Origin of the sequence: Brachybacterium sp. AOP42-C2-15, from assembly GCF_052377065.1 — a bacterium.
Classification (GTDB): Bacteria; Actinomycetota; Actinomycetes; order Actinomycetales; family Dermabacteraceae; genus Brachybacterium.
Genome location: NZ_JBQSWK010000021.1, coordinates 37,596 through 60,098 on the forward strand (window position 1 = coordinate 37,596; position 22,503 = coordinate 60,098).

Genomic DNA, 22,503 nt, shown 5'->3' on the forward strand with positions numbered 1-22,503 from the left:
GGTCACTCCTGGTTCGGGTCGGCGTCGCCCTGCGGCGACTGGTCGGACTCGTCAGAGCCTAGAACATCAGCCTCGTCGGCCACACCCTCGGGCGCGCCCTGCGAGGAGATCTCCACAGCATCCTCGCCTGCGCCGTCGACAGCGCCCTCGGCCACCTCAGCAGCCTCGGCAACTCCAGCTGCGTCGGTGCTCGCGTCGGCATCGATGATCTCGGGCGCCTCGGCGTCCTCGTCGTCGACCTCGGTCTCCTGGCCGGTGGTGACCAGCAGGATGCGGTCGCCCTTGTCGGGCTTGGCGAAGACGACGCCCATGGTGGTGCGGCCCTTGGCCGGGACCTCGGCGACCTTGGAGCGGACCACGCGGCCGCGCTCCATGACCACCAGCAGCTCGTCGGACTCCTCGACGACGGCGGCACCGACGAGGTGGCCGCGGTCGTCGGGCAGCTTCGCGACCCGGATGCCCAGGCCGCCACGACCCTGCAGGCGGTACTCGTCGACGCTGGTGCGCTTGGCGAAGCCGCCGTCGGTCACGGTGACCACGAAGGTGTCCGGACGCACCACGTCCATGGCCAGCAGCTGGTCGTCATGGCGGAACTTCATGCCGGTGACGCCGCTGGTGGCGCGGCCCGTCGGGCGCATCGTGCCGTCATCCGCAGGCATCCGCACGGACTGGCCGTTGCGGGAGACCAGCAGGATCTCGTCGTCGGCGTTCACGGCGCGGGCCGCGATCACGCGGTCCGGGCGGGTGCCGTCGACGCCGTCGACCTCGCGCAGGTTGATCGCGATGATGCCGCCGGTGCGGTTCGAGTCGAAGGCCGACATAGCCGTCTTCTTGACCAGGCCCGACTCGGTCGCGAGCACGAGGTACTGGGCGTCCTCGTAGCTGTCGATCGCGAGCACCGAGGCGATGTGCTCGTCCGGCTGGAAGGCCATCAGGTTCGCGACGTGCTGGCCCTTCGCGTCCCGCGGCGCCTCGGGCAGCTCGTAGCCCTTGGAGCGGTAGACACGGCCCTGGTTGGTGAAGAACAGCAGCCAGCGGTGCGTGGTCGTAGTGAAGAAGTGCTCGACCACGTCGTCCTCGCGCAGCGACGCGCCGCGGACCCCCTTGCCGCCCCGCTTCTGGGCGCGGTACTGGTCCTCACGGGTGCGCTTGACGTAGCCGCCGCGCGTGATGGTGACGACCACATCCTCCTCGGGGATCAGGTCCTCCATCGCCATGTCTCCGGCGAAGGGGAGGATCTGGGTGCGACGGTCATCGCCGTAGCGGTCCACGATCTCGGCGAGCTCCTCGGAGACGATCTCGCGCTGCCGCTCGGGCGAGGCCAGGATCGCGGTGTACTCCTCGATCAGGGCCTGCAGCTTGTCGTGCTCCTCGATGATCTTCTGGCGCTCGAGGGCGGCCAGGCGGCGCAGCTGCATCGCGAGGATCGCGTTGGCCTGGATCTCGTCGATCTCGAGAAGGTCGATCAGGCCGGTGCGGGCCTCGTCGACGTCCGGAGAGCGGCGGATCAGCGCGATGACCTCGTCCAGGGCGTCGAGCGCCTTGAGGTAGCCGCGGAAGACGTGGATCTGCTCCTCGGCCTTGCGCAGACGGAACCTCGTGCGGCGCACGATGACGTCGATCTGGTGCTTGGTCCACTCGCGCACGAAGGAGTCGATCGACAGCGTGCGCGGCACCCCGTTCGCAAGCGCCAGCATGTTCGCGGAGAAGTTCTCCTGCAGCTGGGTGTGCTTGAAGAGGTTGTTCAGCACCACCTTCGCCACGGCGTCGCGCTTGAGGGTGATGACCAGGCGCTGGCCGGTGCGGCCGGAGGTCTCGTCGGTGATGTCGGCGATGCCCTGGATCTTGCCGAGCTTGACCATCTCGGCGATCTTCCGCGCAAGATTGTCGGGGTTGACCTGGTAGGGCAGTTCGGTGACCACGAGGGACATCCGGCCGTTGATCTCCTCGGTGGAGACCACGGCGCGCTGGGTGATCGAGCCGCGCCCGGTGCGATAGGCATCCTCGATGCCGGAGGTGCCCACGATGGTGGCGCCGGAGGGGAAGTCGGGGCCCTTGATCAGGCGCAGGCAGGCCTCGAGCAGCTCAGGCTTGGTGGCCTCGTAGTTGGTCAGCAGCCACTGGGCGGCCTCGGCCACCTCGCGCAGGTTGTGCGGCGGGATGTTCGTGGCCATGCCGACGGCGATCCCGGAAGAGCCGTTGACCAGCAGGTTCGGGAAGCGGGCGGGCAGCACGGTGGGCTCGTCGACGGTGTTGTCGTAGTTGCCCTGCATGTCGACCGTCTCCTGGTCGATGTCACGCACGAGCTCGAGGGCCAGCGGGGCCATCTTGCACTCGGTGTACCGGGGGGCGGCGGCGCCGTCATCACCGGCGGAGCCGAAGTTGCCCTGTCCCAGGATCAGCGGGTAGCGCATCGACCAGGGCTGCACGAGGCGCACCATGGCGTCGTAGATGGCGCTGTCGCCGTGGGGGTGGTAGTTGCCCATGACCTCGCCGACGACCTTCGCGGACTTCGAGAAGGAGCGGTCGGGCCGGTAGCCGCCGTCGTACATCGCGTAGACGATGCGGCGGTGGACGGGCTTGAGCCCGTCGCGCACGTCCGGCAGGGCGCGCGAGACGATGACGCTCATCGCGTAGTCGAGATAGGAGCGCTGCATCTCCTGGTTCAGGTCGACCTGGGTGATCCGGTCGACCTCGTGCTCGTCCAACGGATCCACCAGGGTGACCGTGCGCGAGGCGGCCTCCTCGGCGGAGATCTCGTGGGCGCCCTCGGGCGTCTCCTGGCCACCGATGCCGGCGCTCTGCGCGGGGGTGGTCTCCTCGCCCGGGGTCTGCTCCGGGCTCGGGTCCTGGTCGGGGCGCGGGGTCTCGTCTGGGTTCTGCGGGGTGTCACTCATGGGGCACAAGGCCTTTCAGATGGGGCCGATGGGTCAGGGCCCCCGGGGGCGCACGGCGGCCGGCGCCGCCCCGGGGTCCGACGATCAGATGTCGAGGAAGCGGACGTCCTTGGCGTTCTCCTGGATGAAGCGGCGCCGGGACTCGACGTCATCCCCCATCAGGACGGAGAAGATGGTGTCCGCATCGGCGGCCTCATCGACCGTGACCTGCTTCAACGTGCGCGTGTTGGTGTCCATGGTGGTGGACTGGAGTTCCTTCCAGTCCATCTCGCCCAGACCCTTGTAGCGCTGGATGCCGTTGTCCCGGGGGATCCGACGGCCCGCCGCGCGACCGGCCTCGAGGCGCTCGTCCCGCTCGACGTCGCTGAAGACGTACTCGTGCGGGGCGTTGGTCCACTTCAGGCGGAACAGCGGCGGCATCGCGATGAACACGTGGCCCAGCTCGATCAGCGGCCGCATGTAGCGGAACAGCAGCGTGAGCAGCAGGGTGCAGATGTGCTGGCCGTCGACGTCGGCATCCGCCATCAGGATGATCTTGTGGTACCGCAGCTTGGTGGCGTCGAAGTCCTCGCCGATGCCGGTGCCGAAGGCGGTGATCAGGGACCTGACCTCCTGGTTGTCCAGGGCTCGGTCCAGGCGTGCCTTCTCGACGTTCAGGATCTTTCCGCGGATGGGCAGGATCGCCTGGGTGCGCGGATCCCGGCCCATCACGGCCGAGCCGCCGGCGGAGTCGCCCTCGACGATGAAGATCTCGGACTCGGCGGGGTTGCGCGAGGCGCAGTCGCGCAGCTTGCCGGGCATGCCGCCGGTCTCCAGCGGGGACTTGCGACGGGTGGCGTCGCGGGCCTTGCGGGCCGCCTCGCGGGCGGCCGCGGCGGCCTGGCCCTTCATGACGATGGACTTGGCCTCCTGCGGATGGGAGACGAACCAGTCCTGCAGCTGATCGGTCATCACCTTGACCATGAAGGTGCGGGCGATGGTGTTGCCGAGCTTGGTCTTGGTCTGGCCCTCGAACTGCGGCTCGCCGAGCTTCACGGAGATGACCGCGGTCAGACCCTCGCGGATGTCCTCGCCGGTGAGGTTGGCGTCCTTCTCCTTGAGCAGGCCCTGGGCGCGGCCGTAGCGGTTCACGATCGAGGTGAGCGAGGAGCGGAAGCCCTCCTCGTGGGTGCCGCCCTCGTGGGTGTTGATCGTGTTGGCGTAGGTGTGCACTGACTCCGAGTAGGCGCCGGTCCACTGCATCGCGACCTCGACGCTGATGTGCGCGTCGGTGTCCTCGGACTCGAAGGAGATGATGTCGGGGTGGATCACCTCGGCCCGCTTGGAGGTGTTGATGAACTCGACGAAGTCCTGCAGGCCGCGCTCGTAGTGGTACGAGATGGTGCGGGGGCCCTTGTCCTTCTCGGCGCCCTCCGCCTCGAGCTCGACGTCGACGATGTCGTCCTCGCCGTCGTCTCCCTGTTCCGGGAGGCGCTCGTCGGTCAGGGTGATGCGCAGTCCCTTGTTCAGGAACGCCATCTGCTGGAACCGCTTGCGCAGCGTCTCGAAGTCGTAGACGGTCTCGTCGAAGATCTCGTCGTCGGCCCAGAAGCTGATGGTGGTGCCGGTCTCGGTGGCCTCCTCGCCCTTCTCGAGCGGGGCCAGCGGGACGCCGCGGCTGTACGCCTGGCGCCAGACGTAACCCTGGCGGCGGATCTCGACCTCCATCCGGATGGACAGGGCGTTGACCACGGAGGAGCCGACGCCGTGCAGACCGCCGGAGACCGCATAGCCGCCGCCGCCGAACTTGCCGCCGGCGTGCAGGACGGTGAGCACGAGCTCGACCGCAGGCTTGCCCTCGGTGGGGTGCATGTCCACCGGGATGCCGCGGGCGTGGTCCACCACGCGCACGCCGCCGTCGGCCAGCAGCGTGACCTCGATGGTGTCGCCGTGACCGGCCATCGCCTCGTCCACCGAGTTGTCGACGATCTCCTGGACCATGTGGTGCAGGCCGCGCTCACCAGTGGAGCCGATGTACATGCCCGGACGCTTGCGGACCGCCTCGAGGCCCTCGAGGACCGTGATGTCCGAGGCCTCGTAGTGCTCGGGCGCACGGGCCGCACGCTCTCCGGCGGTGGGCTCCGTCGAGCCGGACTCGACCGGCACGGCACCCTCGCCCGGCACGGGGGTTGGGTCCGTCGTGCCCACGGGCACGTCCTGATCGGGCATGGGGCGGTCGCTGTCGCTCACCTGATGTGGCTCCTCGCAGTCCAGGGTCCCTCGGTCGGGAGAGCGCCGAGGGTGGTTCAGCAGACCAGGCGGACGGGACCGCCGACTCTTCGCACAGGCGGCCCACTGATGCCCGCGCGCGTGCGCGCGTGAGACATCCGTAGGCCACGGCGATCGAGCCGACAGCATCGAGTCCACGAGGACGTCGGAGGACGTCGGCCGAACCTCCCTGATTCTAGCGGAAATCGTCTCCTGAACCTATTCTCATGGCCAGTTCTGTGGACAACGCGACCCGGAACGGCCCTCAGATGGCCTGGAACCCCCTCGATTTCGACATCAACCTCCGTGGGACGGGGTCCCGTACCCCTCCCCGGGTCCTGTCGCGGCACAGGGGCGCCTGGCGTGCTCGCACCAGACGCCCCGATAGCCTCGGGCTCGCGGGAGCTCCCCTCAGCCTCGCGGGAGCTCCGAGGAGGCTCCGGCGCCGCTCCCGTTCAGCTCTCTCAGCACGCTCGCGGTGATCAGCGCAGCGGCCACCGCCTCGTAGCCCTTGTCCTCGCGCGAGTCCGCAAGCCCCGCCCGATCGAGCGCCTGCTCCTCGTCGTCGCAGGTCAGCAGGCCGAATCCGATCGGCACGCCGTGATCCAGGGCGACCCGGTTCAGGCCGTCCGTCGCCGCGGAGCACACATACTCGAAGTGCGGGGTGCCGCCGCGGATCACGACGCCGAGCGCCACGACCGCGTCGTGCTCGCGGGCCAGGGCGTCCGCGATCACCGGCAGCTCGAAGGAGCCGGGGGCACGCACGACGGTCGGGGCGGTGATGCCGGCTTCGGCGGCGCCTCGCAGAGCGCCGGCGAGCAGTCCGTCCATGACCTGCTCATGCCAGGACGCCGCGACGATCGCGAGCCGGGTGGTGGGCTGGTGGGGGATCTGGGTGGTGGGGCTTCCGTGGCCGCTCATGCGGTCTCTCCTTCGAGGTGGGTGGTGGGGAGGTCGGGGAGATCGCGGAGGCGATGTCCCAGTCGGTCCCGCTTGGTGGTCAGATAGGTGAGGTTCTCAGGGGTCGGATGGGTGGTGAGGTCGGTGGTGCCGGCGACCTCGACGCCCCCGCCCACCAGGGCGTGGGCCTTCTCGGGGTTGTGGGTGAGCAACTCGACGGCGCGCACCCCGAGGTGGGCGAGGATGCCGGGGACCGCGGCGAAGGAGCGGGCGTCCACCGGCAGGCCGAGGTCGAGGTTCGCGTCGACGGTGTCCCGCCCTGCGTCCTGCAGGGCGTAGGCGCGCAGCTTCTCGACCAGGCCGATGCCGCGGCCCTCATGGCCGCGCAGCAGGATCAGCACCCCTCGCCCGGCCGCGTCGATGCGGGCCAGGGACTCCTGCAGCTGGGGACCGCAGTCGCAGCGGCGGGAGCCGAAGACATCCCCGGTGACGCATTCGGAGTGCACCCGGGTGAGCACCGGGCCACCGGCGGTGACGTCTCCGCGCACCAGCACCAGGTGCTCGGCGGTGCCCTCGCGCACGGCGAGCGCCTGGAAGGTGCCGTGAGGGGTGGGCAGCGGGACCGGCGCCGTGATCTCGAGGGCTGGCTGATCCTCCCGCCTGCGGTATGCGGCGAGGTGCTCGATCGAGATCATCACCAGACCGTGCTGGTCGGCGAACTCGCGCAGGGCGGGGCCGCGCATCATCTCGCCGTCGTCGTGGACGAGCTCGACGATCATCCCCACCGCGGGCAGGCCGGCGAGGCGGGTGAGGTCGACGGCCGCCTCGGTGTGGCCGCGACGTTCGAGCACGCCGCCGGGCTTCGCGCGCAGAGGGAGCACGTGACCGGGACGGATGAGGTCTCCGGCCACGGTGTCCGCTCCGGCGAGGACCCGGAGGGTGCGGGCACGGTCGGAGGCGCTGATGCCGGTGGTCACGCCCTCGCTAGCGTCGACGCTCACGGTGTAGGCGGTGCGCAGCGGGTCGGCGTTCTCCCGCACCATGAGCGGCAGCTCGAAGGCGTCGGCCCGCTCTCCGCTCATCGGGGCGCACAGCAGACCGCTCGAGTGGCGCACGGCGAAGCCGATCAGGGCGGGGGTCGCGGCGGAGGCGGCCAGGATCAGGTCGCCCTCGTTCTCGCGGTCCTCGTCGTCGACGACGACCACGGCGTGACCGGCGGCGATCGCGGCGATCGCCTCCTCGACGGGATCCAGGCGCAGGGCGGTCATCGGGTCTCCTCAGTGGTGGGCAGCAGGCTTGCGGTGAGCTTCTCGACGTACTTCGCCAGCACGTCCACCTCGAGGTTCACGCGGTCGCCGACGTCGCGGCCACCGAGGGTGGTGCGGGCGAGGGTCTCGGGGATCAGGCCGATCGTGACCTGGTCTCCCTCGATCTCGGCGACGGTGAGGCTCACGCCGTCCACGGCGAGGGAGCCCTTCGCCACGACGTAACGCGCCAGACCGGCAGGCAGCGCGAGGTGCAGCAGGGTGGTCCCCTCCGCCTCCTCACGCCCGCTGACCTCGCCGACGCCGTCGACGTGGCCCTGCACGATGTGGCCGTCCAGGCGGCCGCCCGCCCGCACGCATCGCTCGAGATTCACGCGGTCCCCGGGCGCGAGGTCGCCGAGGGAGGTCGCGGCGAGGGTGGTGGAGATGACGTCCGCGCTCCAGAGCTCGCCCTCGTGCGCGGTCACGGTCAGGCAGCAGCCGTTCACGGCGATCGAGTCGCCGAGGGCGATGCCGTCGAGCACGTGCGGGGAACGGATCTGCAGGCGGGTGGGATCGGCGCCCGGGGTGAGCGACTCGACGGTGCCGAGCTCTTCGATGATGCCGGTGAACATGAGGATCCTTCCAGGTCAGGCGGGGTGGTTCAGACGATGGGGATCAAACGGTGGGGATCAGACGGTGCGGTTCAGGCGCTGCGGTTCGGGCGCTGCGGTTCGGGCGTTGCACGTCAGACGGCGCTAGTTGGCTGGTGGAGAGGGCCGGATGCGGGGGCGGAGGGTGAGGCGCAGATCCGTCGGCCCCTCCGGTGAGCGCAGCGGAGTGACATCGACCAGGTCCAGATCGAGCCGGTCGGTGAGGGTGGTGATGGAGAGGTCCGCGACGGCGGGGCGGCCGGTCCCGAGCAGCGTCGGGGCGAGGTGGAGGATCAGCTCATCCACCAGGCCCTCCCGCAGGAAGGCGGCGGCGAGGGTGGGCCCTCCTTCGAGCAGCACATGCCGGGCACCGCGATCGAACAGCTCCGCGAGGGCGGCCGACGGGTCGCGGGTGAGCAGCCGGATCTCCTCGCCGGCACCGTCGATGGCGGGCAGCGTGGGCGCCTCGCCGATGCCCATCACGGCCCGCAGCGGCTGTCGCGGATGCAGTGTCCCGTCGGGCCGACGGGCCGTGAGGGCTGGGTGGTCGATCCGGGCCGTGCCGGTGCCCACCAGCACGGTGTCGCAGGTGGTGCGCAGGAGGTGGACCTCTTCGCGGGCTGCGGGGCCGGTGATCCACTGGCTGGTGCCGTCGGCGGCGGCCGCGCGGCCATCGAGGGTGAGGGCGATCTTGGCGGTGACCAGGGGACGCTCGTGCCGCAGTCCGTGTTCCCAGCCTCGGTTGAGGGCTGCCGCAGCGCCGGCGAGATCGTCCGGTACGTCGAGCACGACGTCGATCCCGGCCTCGCGCAGGCGCTGGATGCCGCCACTCGCGACGGGGTTCGGATCGCGGCGGGCGATGATCACCCGGTGGATGCCGGCCTCGATCAGCGCCTCGGCGCAGGGGCCGGTGCGGCCCACATGGTTGCAGGGCTCGAGGGTGACCACGGCGGTCGCACCGGTCACGGGGACGGTCGCGCGGGAGAGGGCGTCGGCCTCGGCGTGCGGGGTGCCGGCGCCTCGATGGTGACCCTCGGCGAGGACCTCTCCGGCGGGGCTCAGCAGCACACAGCCCACACGGGGGTTCGGGCCCAGGGGCACCACGGGATCGGCCGCGATCTCGAGGGCTCGGCGCAGAGCCTGCCGCTCGGCATCCTTCAACATGGTCTCTCCTCCGGTCCGCTGCTCGCGGTCCCGGAGGGAGAGGAAGGGTGTGCGGAGACGACGTCACCCAGGGGTCACCGTACGGCGCGCCGGGGTGCGCGAAGACGGATCGCCCGAGGACGTCGTTCGCGTGCGCTTCCCATCCGGACTCTGACCGTCGGTCCAGGAGTTTCACCTGGTCAGCCGAGGGCCAGAGGCCATCGGGTCGCGGACTATCACCGCCGGCTCGGAATTTCACCGACCCCAGTGCACGCGAGCTTCATCAGCTCGTCAGGAGCCACCGTAGCAGGGCGCCGCCGGGAGATGACGGGGCGTGAACTGCGCATCACATCAGCCGGGACATCGTCCCCTTCCCTCACAGCAGGTCGATCAGGCACTGCCTCATCCGCTGATCTCCTGCCGTTCGTCCCTCACAGCACGTCGATCAGCCGTAGGTGTCCCGGGGGCCGCGCCAGGTCACGGTGCGGCGGCCCTTCTTCCAGGTGCGCTCGGCCGCGGCGGGACCGGTCACCTTCAGCTCGGAGATCACATGGGAGCCCACATGCTCCTCGATCGTGGTGATCAGCTGGGGAGTGAGCATCCGCAGCTGCGAGGCCCAGGCAGAGGAGGACGCGCTGACCACCAGCACACCGTCGTCGAGGGACACCGGGCGGCAGTGGGTGGCGAGCCGTTCGCCGACGATCTCGTCCCACTCCTCGAGCACCCGCCCGGCGTTCATCCCCGCATTCCAGCCGAGGTTTCCCAGCACCTTCTTCAGCACGTTCTCGATCCCCTGCGGATCGCGCGGGTCGGGCCGGGATCCAGAATAGCCTGGGGCCCGGCCGGAACGGTCTCGCACGTCCCTGGCCTGCGTCTTCGCGGAGATGGGGAACAGTCCGCGGTCCCGAGCCGCGGCCCGAGAGCGGTTCACCGTGCGCCGGGCGAGCTCGAAGGGATCCTGCGGGGTGGGAAGCTGCGGCGGATCGAAGAGCACCTCGACGGCAGCGCCAGAGCGGTTCGCATAATCGTCGGCGGTGTGGTCGTCGGCGTCGTACGGATCGAACGAGCGGATGCTCGGCTCGAATCCAGATGCACGATCCGGCTCGTGGTCCGGCATCCGGCGGACCTCCGGGCGGTCACGACCCGGCCGGGTCGCGGACTGATCCGCCGCAGATCGCCGCGCGGGCGGAGGCGTGGATCCGCGCTCAGTCTCGGCGGCTGAGCTGTTCCCGCCGGACCAGGTGCCCAGGTCATAGGGGTTCGCGAGGCGGGGACGGGCAGTTCCGTCACCGCGGCCAGCACCGCCTTTTCGGCTCGTTCCACCGGCACGGCCCGTCACAGCCCGCCGCCGTTCTGACGTGGCACTGCCTCTCCCAGGCTCACCTCGACCACGTGGATCTCGCCGTCCAGAGAATCTGGGATGTCGGAATCGTTGGCGGTGGTGATCAGCACCTGGGAGGCACCGGTGACGATCCGACCCAGCCGCTCGCGGCGATAGGCGTCGAGCTCGCTGAACACGTCATCGAGGATCAGGATCGGCTCGCCGTCACCGAGATCCCCTTCTTCGAGACGCAGCAGATCGTAGGAGGCCAGCCTCAGGGCGAGGGCGAGCGACCAGGACTCGCCATGGCTCGCATAGCCCTTGGCCGGGAACTCGTGCAGCCGGATCTCCATGTCGTCGCGGTGGGGTCCGGTGAGGGTGGCCCCGCGATCGATCTCCTCGTCGTGCCGGGCGGCGAGCATCTCCAGCATCCGGTCGTGGATCTCGCGCGTGGCGGGGAGGGTGCCCGGCAGGGTGCCCAGTCCGTCGAGCACCTCGGAGCGGTAGAGGATGTCCGCCGGGGAACTGACCTCGCCCCGCTGATCAGGAGGGAGATCCAGCGCCTGGTCTGCGCCTTCGTCGGTGGCGACGCGCAGGTACGAGTAGCCGAGGTGGGGGCGCAGGCGGTTGACCAGATGGAGGCGGGCGCGCAGCAGCTCCGCGCCATGGCGGGCGAGCTGCTGGTCCCAGACCTCGAGGGTCGAGGCAGCGGTGTCTGCGGGATCCAGCCCGCCGACGCTGCGGCCGCTTCCGCCGCGGCGCATCGACCGCATCTGCTTGAGCAGGTTGCCGCGCTGTTTGAGCACCCGGTCGTAATCGGCCTTGACCGAGGCGTAGCGCGGGGCGATGACGAACAGCAGCTCATCGAGGAATCGGCGGCGGCCTTCGGGATCGGCCTTCACCAGGCCCAGGTCCTCGGGGGCGAAGAGCACCGCCCGGACCTCGCCGAGCAGATCGCGCAGGCGGGAGATGTTCTGTCCCTGCCGCCGTGCCCGGTTGGACTTGCCCGGCGTGATCTCGAGGTCGATCTGGAGCGGCCGACCCGCACGCAGGAAACTCGCACGGATGATCGCGGTGCTCTCGCCGCGGTGGACGAGGGCGGCGTCGTGCGGGACCCGATGGCTGGACAGGGTCGCGAGGTACCACAGGGCCTCGACGATGTTGGTCTTGCCCTGCCCGTTCTTCCCCACCAGCACGGTGATGCCGGGCTGAACCGGCAGGGAGAGCCGCTGGTAGGAGCGGTAATCGGTGAGTTCGAGCGAGGTCAGCTGCACGGAGGGAGCACTCCCTCCCTCAGATCCGCATCGGCATGATCAGGTACTTGTACGAGTTGTCGGGCTCACCCTCGAGGGAGTCCTGACCGGTCATCACGGAGGGCTTGATCGAGTCGGTGAAGGTGAGCCGGGCGAACTCGGTGCCCAGGGCACCGAGGCCGTCGAGCAGGAACCCGGAGTTGAAGCCGACCACGAGGTCCTCGCCCTGGAGATGCGCCTCAAGCACCTCGCTGGCCTGGGCGTCGTCGCCGGCGCCGGCCTCAAGGGCGACCTGACCCTCGGTGAAGGACAGCCGCACGGGGGTGTTCCGCTCGGCGACCAGGGAGACGCGCTTGACCGCGTCGATCAGGCTGCCGGTGGAGACCACGGCGGTGATCGCCGAGGTGTCCGGGAACAGGCGACGCACGGGCGGGTAATCGCCGTCGACCAGCGTGGAGGTGGTGCGACGACCGCCGGCCTCGAAACCGATGAGGTTCGCCGAGGAGTCATCGGACAGTGCGATCTCGACGCTGCCGCCGGTGGAGAGCGAGCGTGCCACCTCGTGGAGGGTGCGGCCTCGGACCAGGGCGGTGAGCTCGGTGCTGGGGGTCGACGGGTTCCAGGTCAGCTCGCGCAATGCCAGGCGGTAGCGGTCGGTGGACATCAGCGTCATCGTCTCGCCGGAGATCTCGACCTTCACGCCGGTCAGCAGCGGGAGGGTGTCGTCCTTCGAAGCCGCGACGGTGACCTGCGAGATCGCCTCGGCGAACACGTCCGCCGCGACGGAGCCGGCCACCGGGGGCATGCTCGGAAGCTGCGGGTACTCCTCGACGGGGAGGGTCGCCAGGGCGAAGCGGGCGCTGCCGCAGCGGACCTGGAGCTTGGTCCCCTCGAGCGCGATGGAGACGTCCTTGTTCGGCAGGGCCCGGACGATGTCGGAGAGCATCCGTCCCTGGACGAGCACCTCACCGGGCTGCTCGATCTCGGCCTCGAGCCGGATCTGGGCGCTGACCTCGTAGTCGAAGGTCGAGAACTGCAGTTCGCCGCCGGCTTCGGCAACGATCCGCACCCCCTGCAGGATCGGCATCGCCGGACGGACGGGGAGGGTACGGGTGGCCCAGGAGACGGCGTCGCCGAGGACGCCGCGATCGAGGTGGAACTTCACCGTTGCCACTCCTTCGCAGTGGTCGAATGACGGAATCAGATCGACCGCGTCATGTGCCGCGGCCGAACCGAGCACAGCGTATCGGTTCCTGAGGACTCCCGCCGACACACCGGGAAGGATCCTTGACTTCCATGGTCACCGGACCCCGCTTCAGCCGTAATGAGAACTTCTGCTCGCGCACTCATCCCGCCGTGTTCCCCGGGAGCCGACCCCTCCTGGTCCCGGCTTCCTGTCGTTCCCCAGCACCCAGAATCACAGGCTCTGCGGTCGCTCCCGAGCAGCCCTCCCCGTCCACATCCCCGTCGAGCAAGTACTTACAGTCCTCTTCTTCACGACTGTGGATCTGGTGGATAACCGTCATCACTGCAGGTCACTACGATCTCCATCGGCGTGGACGGATCGTTGAGGAGTGTCAGCGCGTCGTGCGTCGGCTGTGCATGGAGGCACTGATCGAGGGAATTCTTGTCATTCGCCCGTGCACATCGGCTCCTGCAGGAACAGCTGTAGTTCCACAGTTTCCACAGAGTTATCCACAATTGGGGAGAACTCCGTGCTGACCTGCCCTGTTCTTCTCCTCGCCCAGCTGCCCGCTCCAAGCGGGCGCCGCCTCACTGACGAGACGCGGAGCTCGAGCTCTTGATGCGGGCTGTGAGCTCGGTGACCTGGTTGAAGATCGCCCGACGCTCCTTCATCAGCTCGCTGATCTTCTTGTTCGCGTGCATCACAGTGGTGTGGTCGCGGCCACCGAACTCGTCACCGATGCGGATCAGCGGCATATCTGTGAGCTCTCGGCACAGGTACATGCCGATCTGACGCGCGGAGACCAGGCGGCGGGAGCGACCGGTGCCCACGATCTCCTCGACGGACAGGCCGAAGTAGGTCGCCGTCTGGACGATGATCGTCGACGCGGTGATCTGCGCACCGTCATCGTGGGAGAGCAGATCCTTCAGCACGGTCTCGGCGAGGGTGACGTCCATCGGCTGCCGTGAGAGGGAGTGCAGCGCCTGCACCCTAATCAGCGCCCCCTCCAGCTCACGGATGTTGGTGGCGATGTGCGAGGCGATGTATTCGAGCACGTCATGGGGCACTTCCCCAGTGTTCTCCTGCGCGACCTTCTTGCGCAGGATGGCAATCCTGGTCTCGAGGTCCGGTGGCTGAACGTCGGTCATCAGGCCCATCTCGAAGCGCGAGCGCATGCGGTCCTCGAACCCGCCCAGCTCCTTCGGCGGCAGATCGGAGGTGATCACGATCTGCTTGTCCGAGTTGTACAGCGTGTTGAAGGTGTGGAAGAACGCCTCCATGGTCTCCGGCGCCCGCTGCAGGAACTGGATGTCGTCGATCAGCAGGATGTCGATGTCCCGGTACCGGCTCTGGAACTCCTGAGCCTTGCCGAACTGGCCGGACTGCACCGAGTTGATGAAGTCGTTGGTGAACTCCTCCGAGTTGACGTAACGCACCACCACCTCGGGATAGAGGCTCTGGGCGTAGTGGCCCACGGCGTGCAGCAGGTGGGTCTTGCCCAGACCCGAGCCGCCGTAGATGAACAGCGGGTTGTAGGCCTTGGCGGGAGTCTCCGAGACTGCCGACGCTGCTGCCTGCGCGAACCGGTTCGAGGCACCGATCACGAAGGTGTCGAAGGTGTACTTGCTGTTCAACCGCGAATCCTCGCCCATCCGCGAAGCACCGCTGCGGGTGGGACGGCGCGGCGCAGGCCCGGGAGAGGGCGCCGAGGGGCCGGTCAGACCGGAGTAGGCGCTGGGATCGTCTGCGGCGCGGCCGCGGTAGCCCGGGTGGGTGGCGAAGCGGTCCGCAGCGGAGGAACCTCCGGCGGAGCTCGCCGAGCTGCTGCCCGGCAGGGCGGGCCGCCCGACGTGCCCGGTCGAGGGCAGGATCGAGCCCTCGTTGCGGCGGAACGGGGCGTTGTGGAGGTCGTGAGGGGCGTTGTCCACATTTCTGTCCACAGAATGTGCACTGCCAGCAGTGGAGGAGGAGGTCAGCGGCGGGGAGGCCGGTTGATCGGTGTCCTCCTCGAGCAGCAGGGACTCGTCCACCGTCACGGCGAAGCGGATGTCACGCCCGGTGGCCTCGCTGAGGGCAGCCTTGAGAGACCCGGCGACCCGATGCTCGAACAGCTCCTTCGCCGAGGTAGAAGGCGCTGCGACCAGCGCGGTGTCCGCCACCACGGCCATCAGCCGGGAGAGCGTGAGCAGGGCGATGACACGCTGGGACACCGTGTCGTCGCGGCGCAGGGTCTGGAGCGTGCGCTCCCAGATCGCGTCGGCATTCGCCTCGTTCATCAGGTCTCTCCCTACAGGTAGAGCGGGCGGTCGGGACAGTTTTCCACAATAGCTTCTGTATTGTGGATCGAGGATGTGGACAACGGGACGGGAGACACCTCCCACGGGCCCGATCACCCCGAAACGCCCGGGAAGAGTGAGAATCCGGCCACAACCGGCCTCCTGAGGGCTCAAGCCGTTGACCCCACGCACCCCCGCGCCTAACATCGTGCAGTCAGCGCTGCGCGCCGTCCCGATACGCTTCCCGGATCCACTGCGGGCCCACTCCGGCATCGGATCGGACCTCGGCAGCCGCCCCGCCTCGGCGGGTGCGCCCGGACTTCCCGTTCGTGCAGCAGACCACAGACCACCGCGAGGGGCATGTCCGTGCCCACGATCGAGGAGAACCATGAGCAAGCGCACGTTCCAGCCGAACAACCGTCGTCGCGCCAAGAAGCACGGCTTCCGCGCACGCATGAGCACCCGTGCAGGCCGCGCCATCCTGAACGCCCGTCGTTCCAAGGGCCGCGCCGAGCTCTCCGCCTGAGGCGACTCGTCGAGGCGATTCCCGGCGCACTCCTCGTGACACTCGTGGCACCGTGAGCTGGTCCAGTCACCGGCTCCATTCCGGTGACGAGTTCCGAGCGGTCACCCGCGGTGGAGTGCGCAGCGCCCGATCCCACGTGGTCGTGCATCTCGCCCTGCTGACGCAGGGAGGAGAAGCACCCCGCGTGGGATTCGTCGTGTCCAAGAAGGTCGGCAACGCCGTGGTGCGCAACCGCGTCACACGGCGGCTGCGGGAGATCGTCCGCCCGCACTTCGAGACCCTTCCGGCAGGGTCGGCGATCGTGCTGCGCACCCTGCCCGGCATCCAGGACCAGGAGTTCGCTGCACTCAAGGACGACGTGGACTCCGCCCTCGCCGCCGCCGAGCGCAAGCTCGCCCGGCGCCTGGAGCACGCCGGATGAGCCAGCGGCGAGGGATTCATGCCCTCACCCGCCTGCCTCGCCGGCTGCTGATGCTCCCGGTGCGCGGCTATCAGGTGGGCATCTCGCCCTATACGCCGCCCGCCTGTCGCTACGATCCGGTGTGCTCGCAGTACGGCATGGACGCCCTGCGTGTGCACGGTGCGCTGAAGGGAACGCTGCTCACCGGCTGGCGGATCCTGCGGTGCAACCCCTTCACCCGCGGGGGCCCCGACCCGGTCCCCGCCCCCGGCATGTGGACGAATCCACGCCGACTGCGGCACCCGGCCCACTAGGGCCTACCCTTATCTCAGATTCCCGACCACAGCCGACACCTCGTATGAACGTCATGCGCATCCGTGCGGCAGGAAGACCAGGCCGATGAACCCCCTGTATCCCATCGAGTGGGCCGTCGCATGGCTCATGGTGAAGTTCCATGCGCTGCTGTCCCTGTTCATGGACAAGGACGCGGGCATCACCTGGGTGCTCTCGATCGTCGGCCTCACCGTTGTGGTGCGAACGCTGATCATCCCGCTGTTCGTGCGCCAGATCCGTGCTTCGCGCGCGATGCAGATGGTCTCCCCGGAGCTCCAGGCCGTCCAGAAGAAGTACAAGGGAAAGACGGACCCGGACTCCCGCCAGAAGATGGCGAACGAGACCATGGCGATCTACAAGGACGCCGGCGCCAGCCCGTTCTCCTCGTGCCTGCCGGTGCTGCTGCAGATGCCGATCTTCTTCGGCCTGTTCCGGGTGCTGTTCAACAAGCTTCCCGAGGCCGCTGCGGAGGGCAGCGACGGCTTCGGCCCGCTCACCCAGTCGCTCGCGGAGAGCGCGAGCACCGCGACCTTCTTCGGCGACGTCACCATTGCCAATTCCTTCTTGAAGCCCGGTGACGGCGGGATGACGACGATGATCGTCTCCGGCCTCATCATCGCGTGCATGTCCGGAGTCACGTTCTTCACCCAGAAGTCGCTGACCATGAAGAACATGCCCAAGGCGGCCCTCGAGGGCCCCATGGCCAGCACCCAGAAGATGATGCTGTACATGCTCCCGTTCATCTATGTGATCACGGGGCCGGGTATGCCGATCGGTGTGCTCGTCTACTGGCTGACCACCAACGTGTGGACCTTCGTCCAGCAGTACATCGTCATCCGTGCGACCCCCACTCCCGGCACCGAGGCCGAGAAGGCGAAGCACGAGCGCATCAACGCCAAGCGGGCGAAGAAGGGCCTCGAGCCGCTGGACTTCACCCCGCCCAAGAAGATCTCCGCCGAGCCGGAGCCCGAGGCTCCGATCCGGGTGCAGCCCTCGAAGGGCAAGAGCGGCAAGAAGCTCTCCGACGAGGAGAAGCTCGAACGTGCTCGGGCTCTGCGTGCCCAGGCCGCCGAGGAGCGTCGGAAGGCGCTGGAGGCCGCGGGCGAGACTCCGCCCCCTCCTTCGCAGGGATCGAACGCCCTGAACAAGGGCGCGAAGAAGAAGCGAAAGAAGTGACCTCGCCCCCGGGAGCACAGCCGCTCCCGGGGAGCACCCCACATCCCGCATTTCCGGAGGACTCCTGATGAACCTGAATGACCCCATCGCTGATGCTCCTGTGACCGACGAGGGCGGGGAGGCGTCGACCGCGCCGCTCGAGGCGGCTGCGCCCGCTGCCACTGCGTCCTCGCCCGACGAGGCTGCGGCTGACGCGCCAGCCTCCGACATGTCCGCACCCGACGCGACTGCACCCGACGAATCCGTGGCCGGCGAATCCGCGGCCGACGAATCCGCGGCCGACGACGCCGTGGAGGCCGAGGCCGCACTTTCCGGGAGTGCGTCTGCTGACAGCACCCCCGTGGAGGGCGACGAACAGTCCTCGGAGGACCCGGAGGATCCGGAGGCGACCGTCGAGACCACTGAGGAGCGGATGCGACGGCTCGAGGAGGAGGGCGACATCGCCGCCGACTACCTCGAGGAGCTGCTGGACATCGCCGACCTCGATGGCGACATCGACATCGACGTGGATGGCGACCGGGCGTCCGTGGAGATCGCCGGCGCCGACAAGCTGGCCCGCCTGAACCGGCCCAAGGGCGAGCTGCTCGATGCGCTGCAGGAGCTCACGCGATTGGCCGTGCAGACCCGGACCGGGAACCGCTCGCGCCTCATGCTCGACATCGGCGGCTTCCGTGCGGAGCACAAGGGCAGCCTCGAGGGACTCGCCGCGACTGCGATCGCCGAGGCCAAGGAGTCCGGCGAACCGGTCTCGATGCGGCCGATGAACCCGTTCGAGCGCAAGGTCGTGCATGACGTGGCCAAGCGCGAGGGTCTGCGCTCGGAGTCCGATGGTGATGGCAAGAACCGCCACGTCGTGATCTACCCGGCATCCTGAGGCGCACCGTGCAGCCCCTTCCCGATTCCCTCCGCCCGACAGCCGAGCGTCTCTTCGGAGATCGCCTCGAGCTGGCGGAGCGCTTCGTCACGCTGCTCGCTGAGCAGGGACCGGAGCGCGGGCTGATCGGCCCGCGCGAGGTGGACCGGCTGTGGGAGCGGCACCTCCTCAACTGCGCGCTGATGGTCGACGCGATCGACAGCGCCGCCCCTACTGCGACGACCCTGGCCGACATCGGCTCCGGGGCCGGCCTGCCCGGGGTCGTGATCGCGATCGCCCGCCCGAACCTGCAGGTCACGCTGGTAGAGACGATGCAGCGCCGCACCACCTGGCTCGAGGAGGTCGACGCCGAGCTGGCTCTGGGGCTCGAGGTGGTCCGCGCCCGGGCCGAGGAGCTGCACGGAGTGCGGTCCTTCGACGTGGTGACCGCGCGGGCGGTGGCTGCGCTGGACAAGCTGGCCCGCTGGACGCTTCCGCTCGTGGCCGAGGACGGGATGCTGTTGGCCATGAAGGGTTCCTCGGCGGCGGATGAGGTCGAGAACGCTCAGAAGGTCCTCAGCAAGCTCGGAGGCGTGGATCCCACCATCTCCCAGTACGGCGTGGGCGAGGTCGAGGTTCCCACTACAGTGGTCCAAGTGCGTCGCCGTGCGAAGGCGACCAGGAAGGGAGACGCACGTGGCTGAAAAGCGCGATGATTCCTCCCCGGGGCGCGGCGCGATGGAAGACACCCCGCTGATGCGTGAGCTCACCCGGGACCATGCCCGTAGGAAGAAGCTCGAGGGTCTCGATTTCGCTCGTCCCGAGAAGACCCGTGTGATCACGGTCGCGAATCAGAAGGGCGGGGTCGGCAAGACCTCGACCACCGTCAACGTCGCCGCGGCGCTGTCGATGGGCGGCCTGAACGTGCTGGTGATCGATGCGGACCCGCAAGGGAACACCTCGACGGCGCTGAGCATCGACCATCATGCCGAGGTGCCCAGCATGTACGAGGTGCTGGTGGAATCCGCTCCTCTGAGCGACGTGATCCAGCCGGTCCCGGACATGGAGCGCCTGTTCTGCGCGCCCGCGACGATCAACCTCTCGGGCGCCGAGATCGAGCTGGTCTCGCTCGTGGCACGGGAGAACCGGCTGCGCAACGCGATCCGTGATCATCTCGAGGAGCGCGATCAGCAGGGGCTCGAGCGGCTGGACTACGTGCTGATCGACTGCCCTCCCTCGCTGGGGCTGTTGACCGTGAACGCGCTGGTCGCGGCCCGTGAGGTGTTGATCCCGATCCAGGCCGAGTACTACGCGCTCGAGGGTCTCTCGCTGCTGCTGAACAACATCGATCTGATCCGTCAGCATCTGAATCCGGACCTGGTGGTCTCCACGATCATGCTCACCATGTACGACGCCCGCACCCGCCTCGCGGCTCAGGTCGCCCAGGACGTGCGCGAACACTTCCCGGACCAGACCCTGGAGACCAGCATCCCGCGGTCGGTGAGGATCTCCGAGGCGCCCAGCTACGGCCAGACCGTCCTGACCTACGATCCAGCCTCCAGCGGGGCGCTCGCCTACCGGGCAGCCGCACACGAGCTCAACACCCGCCCCGCACCCTGATCTCCCCTGACCGGGACCCGCTGCGAAGACGCGCGCACACCCGGTCAACATCCCGATGGCGACGATATTTCTTGGAAGGACAATGGCCATGACGCAGAAGCGAGGACTCGGTCGAGGACTCGGCGCCCTGATCCCAGGCGCCGGTTCGAGGCCTGCGCCTGAGCAGGAGCTTCGTACGCGCACGCGCCCGTCCGATGCGACCGAGGGACGTTCCAGCTCCCCCCGGCCGGTCGACATGTTCTTCTCCGGGGAGAAGGTCGGCGAGACCGAGCGCGCGCAGCGAGGCAGTGCCGGCGCTCATGATCTGGCCACCGGTATGGCACGCGCAGCGGCGGAGCGACGCGGGCGCACCAATGGTTCCGGTGCCGCACGCTCCGGGGCTGCGTCCACGAAGTCCAAGGGAGCTGACGAGGAGCCGCAGAAGGAATCCTCGAACACCTCGACCTCGACACGGTCCTCCCGCAGCACCTCCTCTTCCAGCGGCACCGCGAAGAAGGCCGCCCCCAAGAGCACTGCAGCCAAGGCCCCGGCGCCGAAGCGCGCCGCAGCGAAGAGCACCGCGACGAAGAACACCGCGGCGAAGAGCACCGCGGCGAAGACCGAAGCGCCGACGAAGAGCACCGCGCCGACGAAGGCCACTGGGGCTGAGCCGGCTGTCGCACCCGGAGCGGCCGCAGCCGCCGAGACCGCTGGCGCAGCTGCCTCCCCGACGGCTGAGGCCCAGAAGCCCTCCGCTTCCTCCTCGACGACCGCGAAGCGCACCACCTCGAAGCCTGCCGCTTCGAAGCCCGCCTCGGCGAAGTCGTCTCCCGCGAAGGCCACTTCTGCGTCCACTGCGGAGCCCGCAGGGACGGCTCCGACGTCCCCGCGCGAGACCACGCCCCGCCAGAGCGAGGACAGCCCGGTCGTCGACGTGGAGACGGTGACGTCGACCCCTGCACAGCCCGACGCCCCCGCCCCGGCTCCCGCGGAGGAGCCCACGGATCTCCCTCCGGAGCCCACGGATACTGCCGAGGACTCCGAGGATGCTGCCCCTGAGTCTGAGCCCGCGAACTCAGAGGACGACATCGCGCAGGACGAGAGCGGGAGCGACGAGCCGCCGACAGAGCTCACCGGAACCCGTGGCCTGGTCAGTGTTCCCGGGGCCGAGTTCGCGGAGATCCCGATCCATGAGGTGCGGGAGAATCCTCGCAATCCTCGCACCATGTTCGACGACGACGAGCTCGATGAGCTCGCCTACTCGCTGCGTGAGGTCGGCGTACTGCAGCCCGTGGTGGTGCGCCCGATCCCCGTCACCGAAGACGGCGAATCCTTCGAGCTGGTCATGGGTGAGCGCCGTTGGCGCGCGGCACGCCGAGCAGGGCTCCTCGCAATTCCCGCCATCATCCGCGAGACCAGCGATGATGACCTGCTTCGCGATGCCCTGCTGGAGAACCTTCACCGCACTCAGCTGAACCCGCTCGAAGAGGCGAACGCCTATCAGCAGCTCCTCGAGGACTTCGGGTGCACGCAGGATGAGCTCGGTGAGCGCATCGGCCGCTCCCGCCCTCAGATCACTAACACTCTGCGTCTTCTGCGTCTCCCCGCCCTGGTGCAGCGCCGGCTCGCCAGCGGCGCGATCAGCGCTGGTCACGCCCGCGCTCTGCTCTCCCTCGACAGCCCGACGTTGATGGAGGAGCTCGCACAGCGCATCGTGCAGGAAGGGCTCTCCGTACGCGCGGTCGAACGTCTGGTCGCTCGTGGAGGCCAGGAGACCGGTACCCGCACCGTTCGCCGCACCACCTATGACCCGCACGTCGTGGACCTCACCAGTCGTCTCTCCAACCGCCTCGAAGCTCCCGTCCGCATCGATGTCGGCAAGCGCAAGGGGCGCATCACCCTCGAGTTCAGCAACCTCGAGGATCTGGAGCGTCTGGTGGAGAACATGGGGTTGGACATTCCCCTGCCCGATGGGGAGCACGCCGCGCAAGACTGAGCAGGCACGAGCAGCACACCAGGAGGGGCCCGCAGATATTGCGAGCCCCTCCTTTGCTGTTCAGTGTCAGCAGCGTCCAGCGTCTGTTCGTGACCGCAGCGGGGCCCGTCAAGTGTTCCGCGGTCCTGGTGTGAGGACGCAGTCCCGGCCCTGGAGAATTCCGGTACCGAGCGGGCGCCTGCGAGAGAACGATCGCCCCTCGCGCCGGCAGATCCCTGAGCTTGGAGAGACTGAAGGACGTGCTGGTCGCGGACACGACGTAGTGGGCGCATATGTCAGTTACCTTGCACGAAGTGAGTCAGGTCACATAAGCGCTGATCTATGTAGTGGTGGTCTATCCGCTCTGGGAGAAGCAGAGAGCGTCTCCGTCTGAGCGGCGTATGCACAGGTCAGTGCCCCATTATTCGGTTATCCACCATTGTGTACAGACATGTGGATAGAGCCCTCCTTGGGTACGAGGCGACCCTGCTACCCCGGCGAGGCCGCCGGGGATCTTCGAC

The 22,503-nt window shown here is 68.7% G+C and carries 19 protein-coding genes and 1 riboswitch; of the genes, 8 read left to right on the forward strand and 11 right to left on the reverse strand.

Annotated features, from left to right (window positions below; all coding sequences use genetic code 11):
• Positions 1-2: 2 nt before the first annotated feature.
• The 10 genes from gyrA to dnaA all read right to left on the reverse strand — a co-directional run bounded on the left by gyrA (position 3) and on the right by dnaA (position 15,120).
• The gene (gyrA, locus tag ACT3SQ_RS12350; protein WP_444592047.1) at positions 3-2,897 is read right to left on the reverse strand and encodes a DNA gyrase subunit A; all 2,895 of its coding nucleotides are present in this window, start codon (positions 2,895-2,897) and stop codon (positions 3-5) included.
• 84 nt (positions 2,898-2,981) lie between these two features.
• Positions 2,982-5,126, reverse strand: a complete 2,145-nt coding sequence (gene gyrB, locus ACT3SQ_RS12355; protein ID WP_444592046.1) for a DNA topoisomerase (ATP-hydrolyzing) subunit B — start codon at positions 5,124-5,126, stop codon at positions 2,982-2,984.
• A gap of 429 nt (positions 5,127-5,555) precedes the next feature.
• On the reverse strand, positions 5,556-6,065 hold the full coding sequence (gene ribH, locus ACT3SQ_RS12360; protein ID WP_441444908.1) for a 6,7-dimethyl-8-ribityllumazine synthase: 510 nt from the start codon (positions 6,063-6,065) through the stop codon (positions 5,556-5,558).
• The gene (gene ribB, locus ACT3SQ_RS12365; RefSeq protein ID WP_444601171.1) at positions 6,062-7,312 is read right to left on the reverse strand and encodes a 3,4-dihydroxy-2-butanone-4-phosphate synthase; all 1,251 of its coding nucleotides are present in this window, start codon (positions 7,310-7,312) and stop codon (positions 6,062-6,064) included. Before ribB ends, ribH begins: the two co-directional genes overlap by 4 nt.
• Positions 7,309-7,923 carry a riboflavin synthase gene (locus tag ACT3SQ_RS12370; protein ID WP_442332266.1) on the reverse strand — a complete coding sequence of 205 codons (615 nt, stop codon included), beginning with the start codon at positions 7,921-7,923 and terminating at the stop codon, positions 7,309-7,311. Before ACT3SQ_RS12370 ends, ribB begins: the two co-directional genes overlap by 4 nt.
• A 123-nt stretch (positions 7,924-8,046) precedes the next feature.
• Positions 8,047-9,105 (reverse strand): bifunctional diaminohydroxyphosphoribosylaminopyrimidine deaminase/5-amino-6-(5-phosphoribosylamino)uracil reductase RibD, encoded by a 1,059-nt coding sequence (ribD, locus tag ACT3SQ_RS12375; protein WP_444502054.1) that lies wholly within the window; start codon positions 9,103-9,105, stop codon positions 8,047-8,049.
• Positions 9,106-9,231: 126 nt separating this feature from the next.
• Positions 9,232-9,361, reverse strand: a riboswitch (FMN riboswitch).
• Positions 9,362-9,529: 168 nt separating this feature from the next.
• Entirely contained in the window at positions 9,530-10,201 is a 672-nt protein-coding gene (locus tag ACT3SQ_RS12380; RefSeq protein ID WP_441444904.1) for a DciA family protein, read from the reverse strand.
• Between the two features lie 218 nt (positions 10,202-10,419).
• Entirely contained in the window at positions 10,420-11,679 is a 1,260-nt protein-coding gene (gene recF, locus ACT3SQ_RS12385) for a DNA replication/repair protein RecF (protein ID WP_441444903.1), read from the reverse strand.
• Between the two features lie 19 nt (positions 11,680-11,698).
• A complete protein-coding gene (gene dnaN / locus ACT3SQ_RS12390; RefSeq protein WP_441444902.1) occupies positions 11,699-12,823 on the reverse strand; it encodes a DNA polymerase III subunit beta in 1,125 nt (374 codons plus the stop codon).
• A 608-nt stretch (positions 12,824-13,431) separates the two neighbouring features.
• Positions 13,432-15,120, reverse strand: coding sequence for a chromosomal replication initiator protein DnaA (gene dnaA / locus ACT3SQ_RS12395; protein ID WP_444601172.1), 1,689 nt, complete (start codon positions 15,118-15,120; stop codon positions 13,432-13,434).
• Positions 15,121-15,508: 388 nt separating this feature from the next.
• Here dnaA and rpmH point away from each other — a divergent pair, with 388 nt between their 5' ends.
• The 7 genes from rpmH (at position 15,509) to ACT3SQ_RS12430 (ending at position 20,028) form a co-directional block, all read left to right on the forward strand.
• Entirely contained in the window at positions 15,509-15,646 is a 138-nt protein-coding gene (gene rpmH / locus ACT3SQ_RS12400; RefSeq protein ID WP_442332264.1) for a 50S ribosomal protein L34, read from the forward strand.
• A 52-nt stretch (positions 15,647-15,698) separates the two neighbouring features.
• A complete protein-coding gene (gene rnpA, locus ACT3SQ_RS12405) occupies positions 15,699-16,067 on the forward strand; it encodes a ribonuclease P protein component (protein WP_444502057.1) in 369 nt (122 codons plus the stop codon).
• Positions 16,064-16,360, forward strand: a complete 297-nt coding sequence (gene yidD, locus ACT3SQ_RS12410) for a membrane protein insertion efficiency factor YidD (protein ID WP_441444898.1) — start codon at positions 16,064-16,066, stop codon at positions 16,358-16,360. Before rnpA ends, yidD begins: the two co-directional genes overlap by 4 nt.
• An 85-nt stretch (positions 16,361-16,445) precedes the next feature.
• Positions 16,446-17,555, forward strand: coding sequence for a membrane protein insertase YidC (gene yidC, locus ACT3SQ_RS12415; RefSeq protein WP_442332263.1), 1,110 nt, complete (start codon positions 16,446-16,448; stop codon positions 17,553-17,555).
• Positions 17,556-17,622: 67 nt separating this feature from the next.
• Positions 17,623-18,429 (forward strand): Jag family protein, encoded by an 807-nt coding sequence (locus ACT3SQ_RS12420; protein ID WP_444601173.1) that lies wholly within the window; start codon positions 17,623-17,625, stop codon positions 18,427-18,429.
• 8 nt (positions 18,430-18,437) lie between these two features.
• A complete protein-coding gene (rsmG, locus tag ACT3SQ_RS12425) occupies positions 18,438-19,112 on the forward strand; it encodes a 16S rRNA (guanine(527)-N(7))-methyltransferase RsmG (RefSeq protein WP_441444895.1) in 675 nt (224 codons plus the stop codon).
• Between the two features lie 34 nt (positions 19,113-19,146).
• Entirely contained in the window at positions 19,147-20,028 is an 882-nt protein-coding gene (locus ACT3SQ_RS12430; RefSeq protein ID WP_441444922.1) for a ParA family protein, read from the forward strand.
• A 297-nt stretch (positions 20,029-20,325) separates the two neighbouring features.
• Here the strand turns inward: ACT3SQ_RS12430 and ACT3SQ_RS12435 are convergent, their stop codons facing one another.
• The gene (locus ACT3SQ_RS12435; RefSeq protein WP_444598850.1) at positions 20,326-20,850 is read right to left on the reverse strand and encodes a hypothetical protein; all 525 of its coding nucleotides are present in this window, start codon (positions 20,848-20,850) and stop codon (positions 20,326-20,328) included.
• Between the two features lie 100 nt (positions 20,851-20,950).
• On the opposite strand from ACT3SQ_RS12435, the gene ACT3SQ_RS12440 reads away from it, so the two are divergent.
• Positions 20,951-22,003 carry a ParB/RepB/Spo0J family partition protein gene (locus ACT3SQ_RS12440; protein ID WP_441444893.1) on the forward strand — a complete coding sequence of 351 codons (1,053 nt, stop codon included), beginning with the start codon at positions 20,951-20,953 and terminating at the stop codon, positions 22,001-22,003.
• The last annotated feature ends 500 nt before the right edge of the window (positions 22,004-22,503 follow it).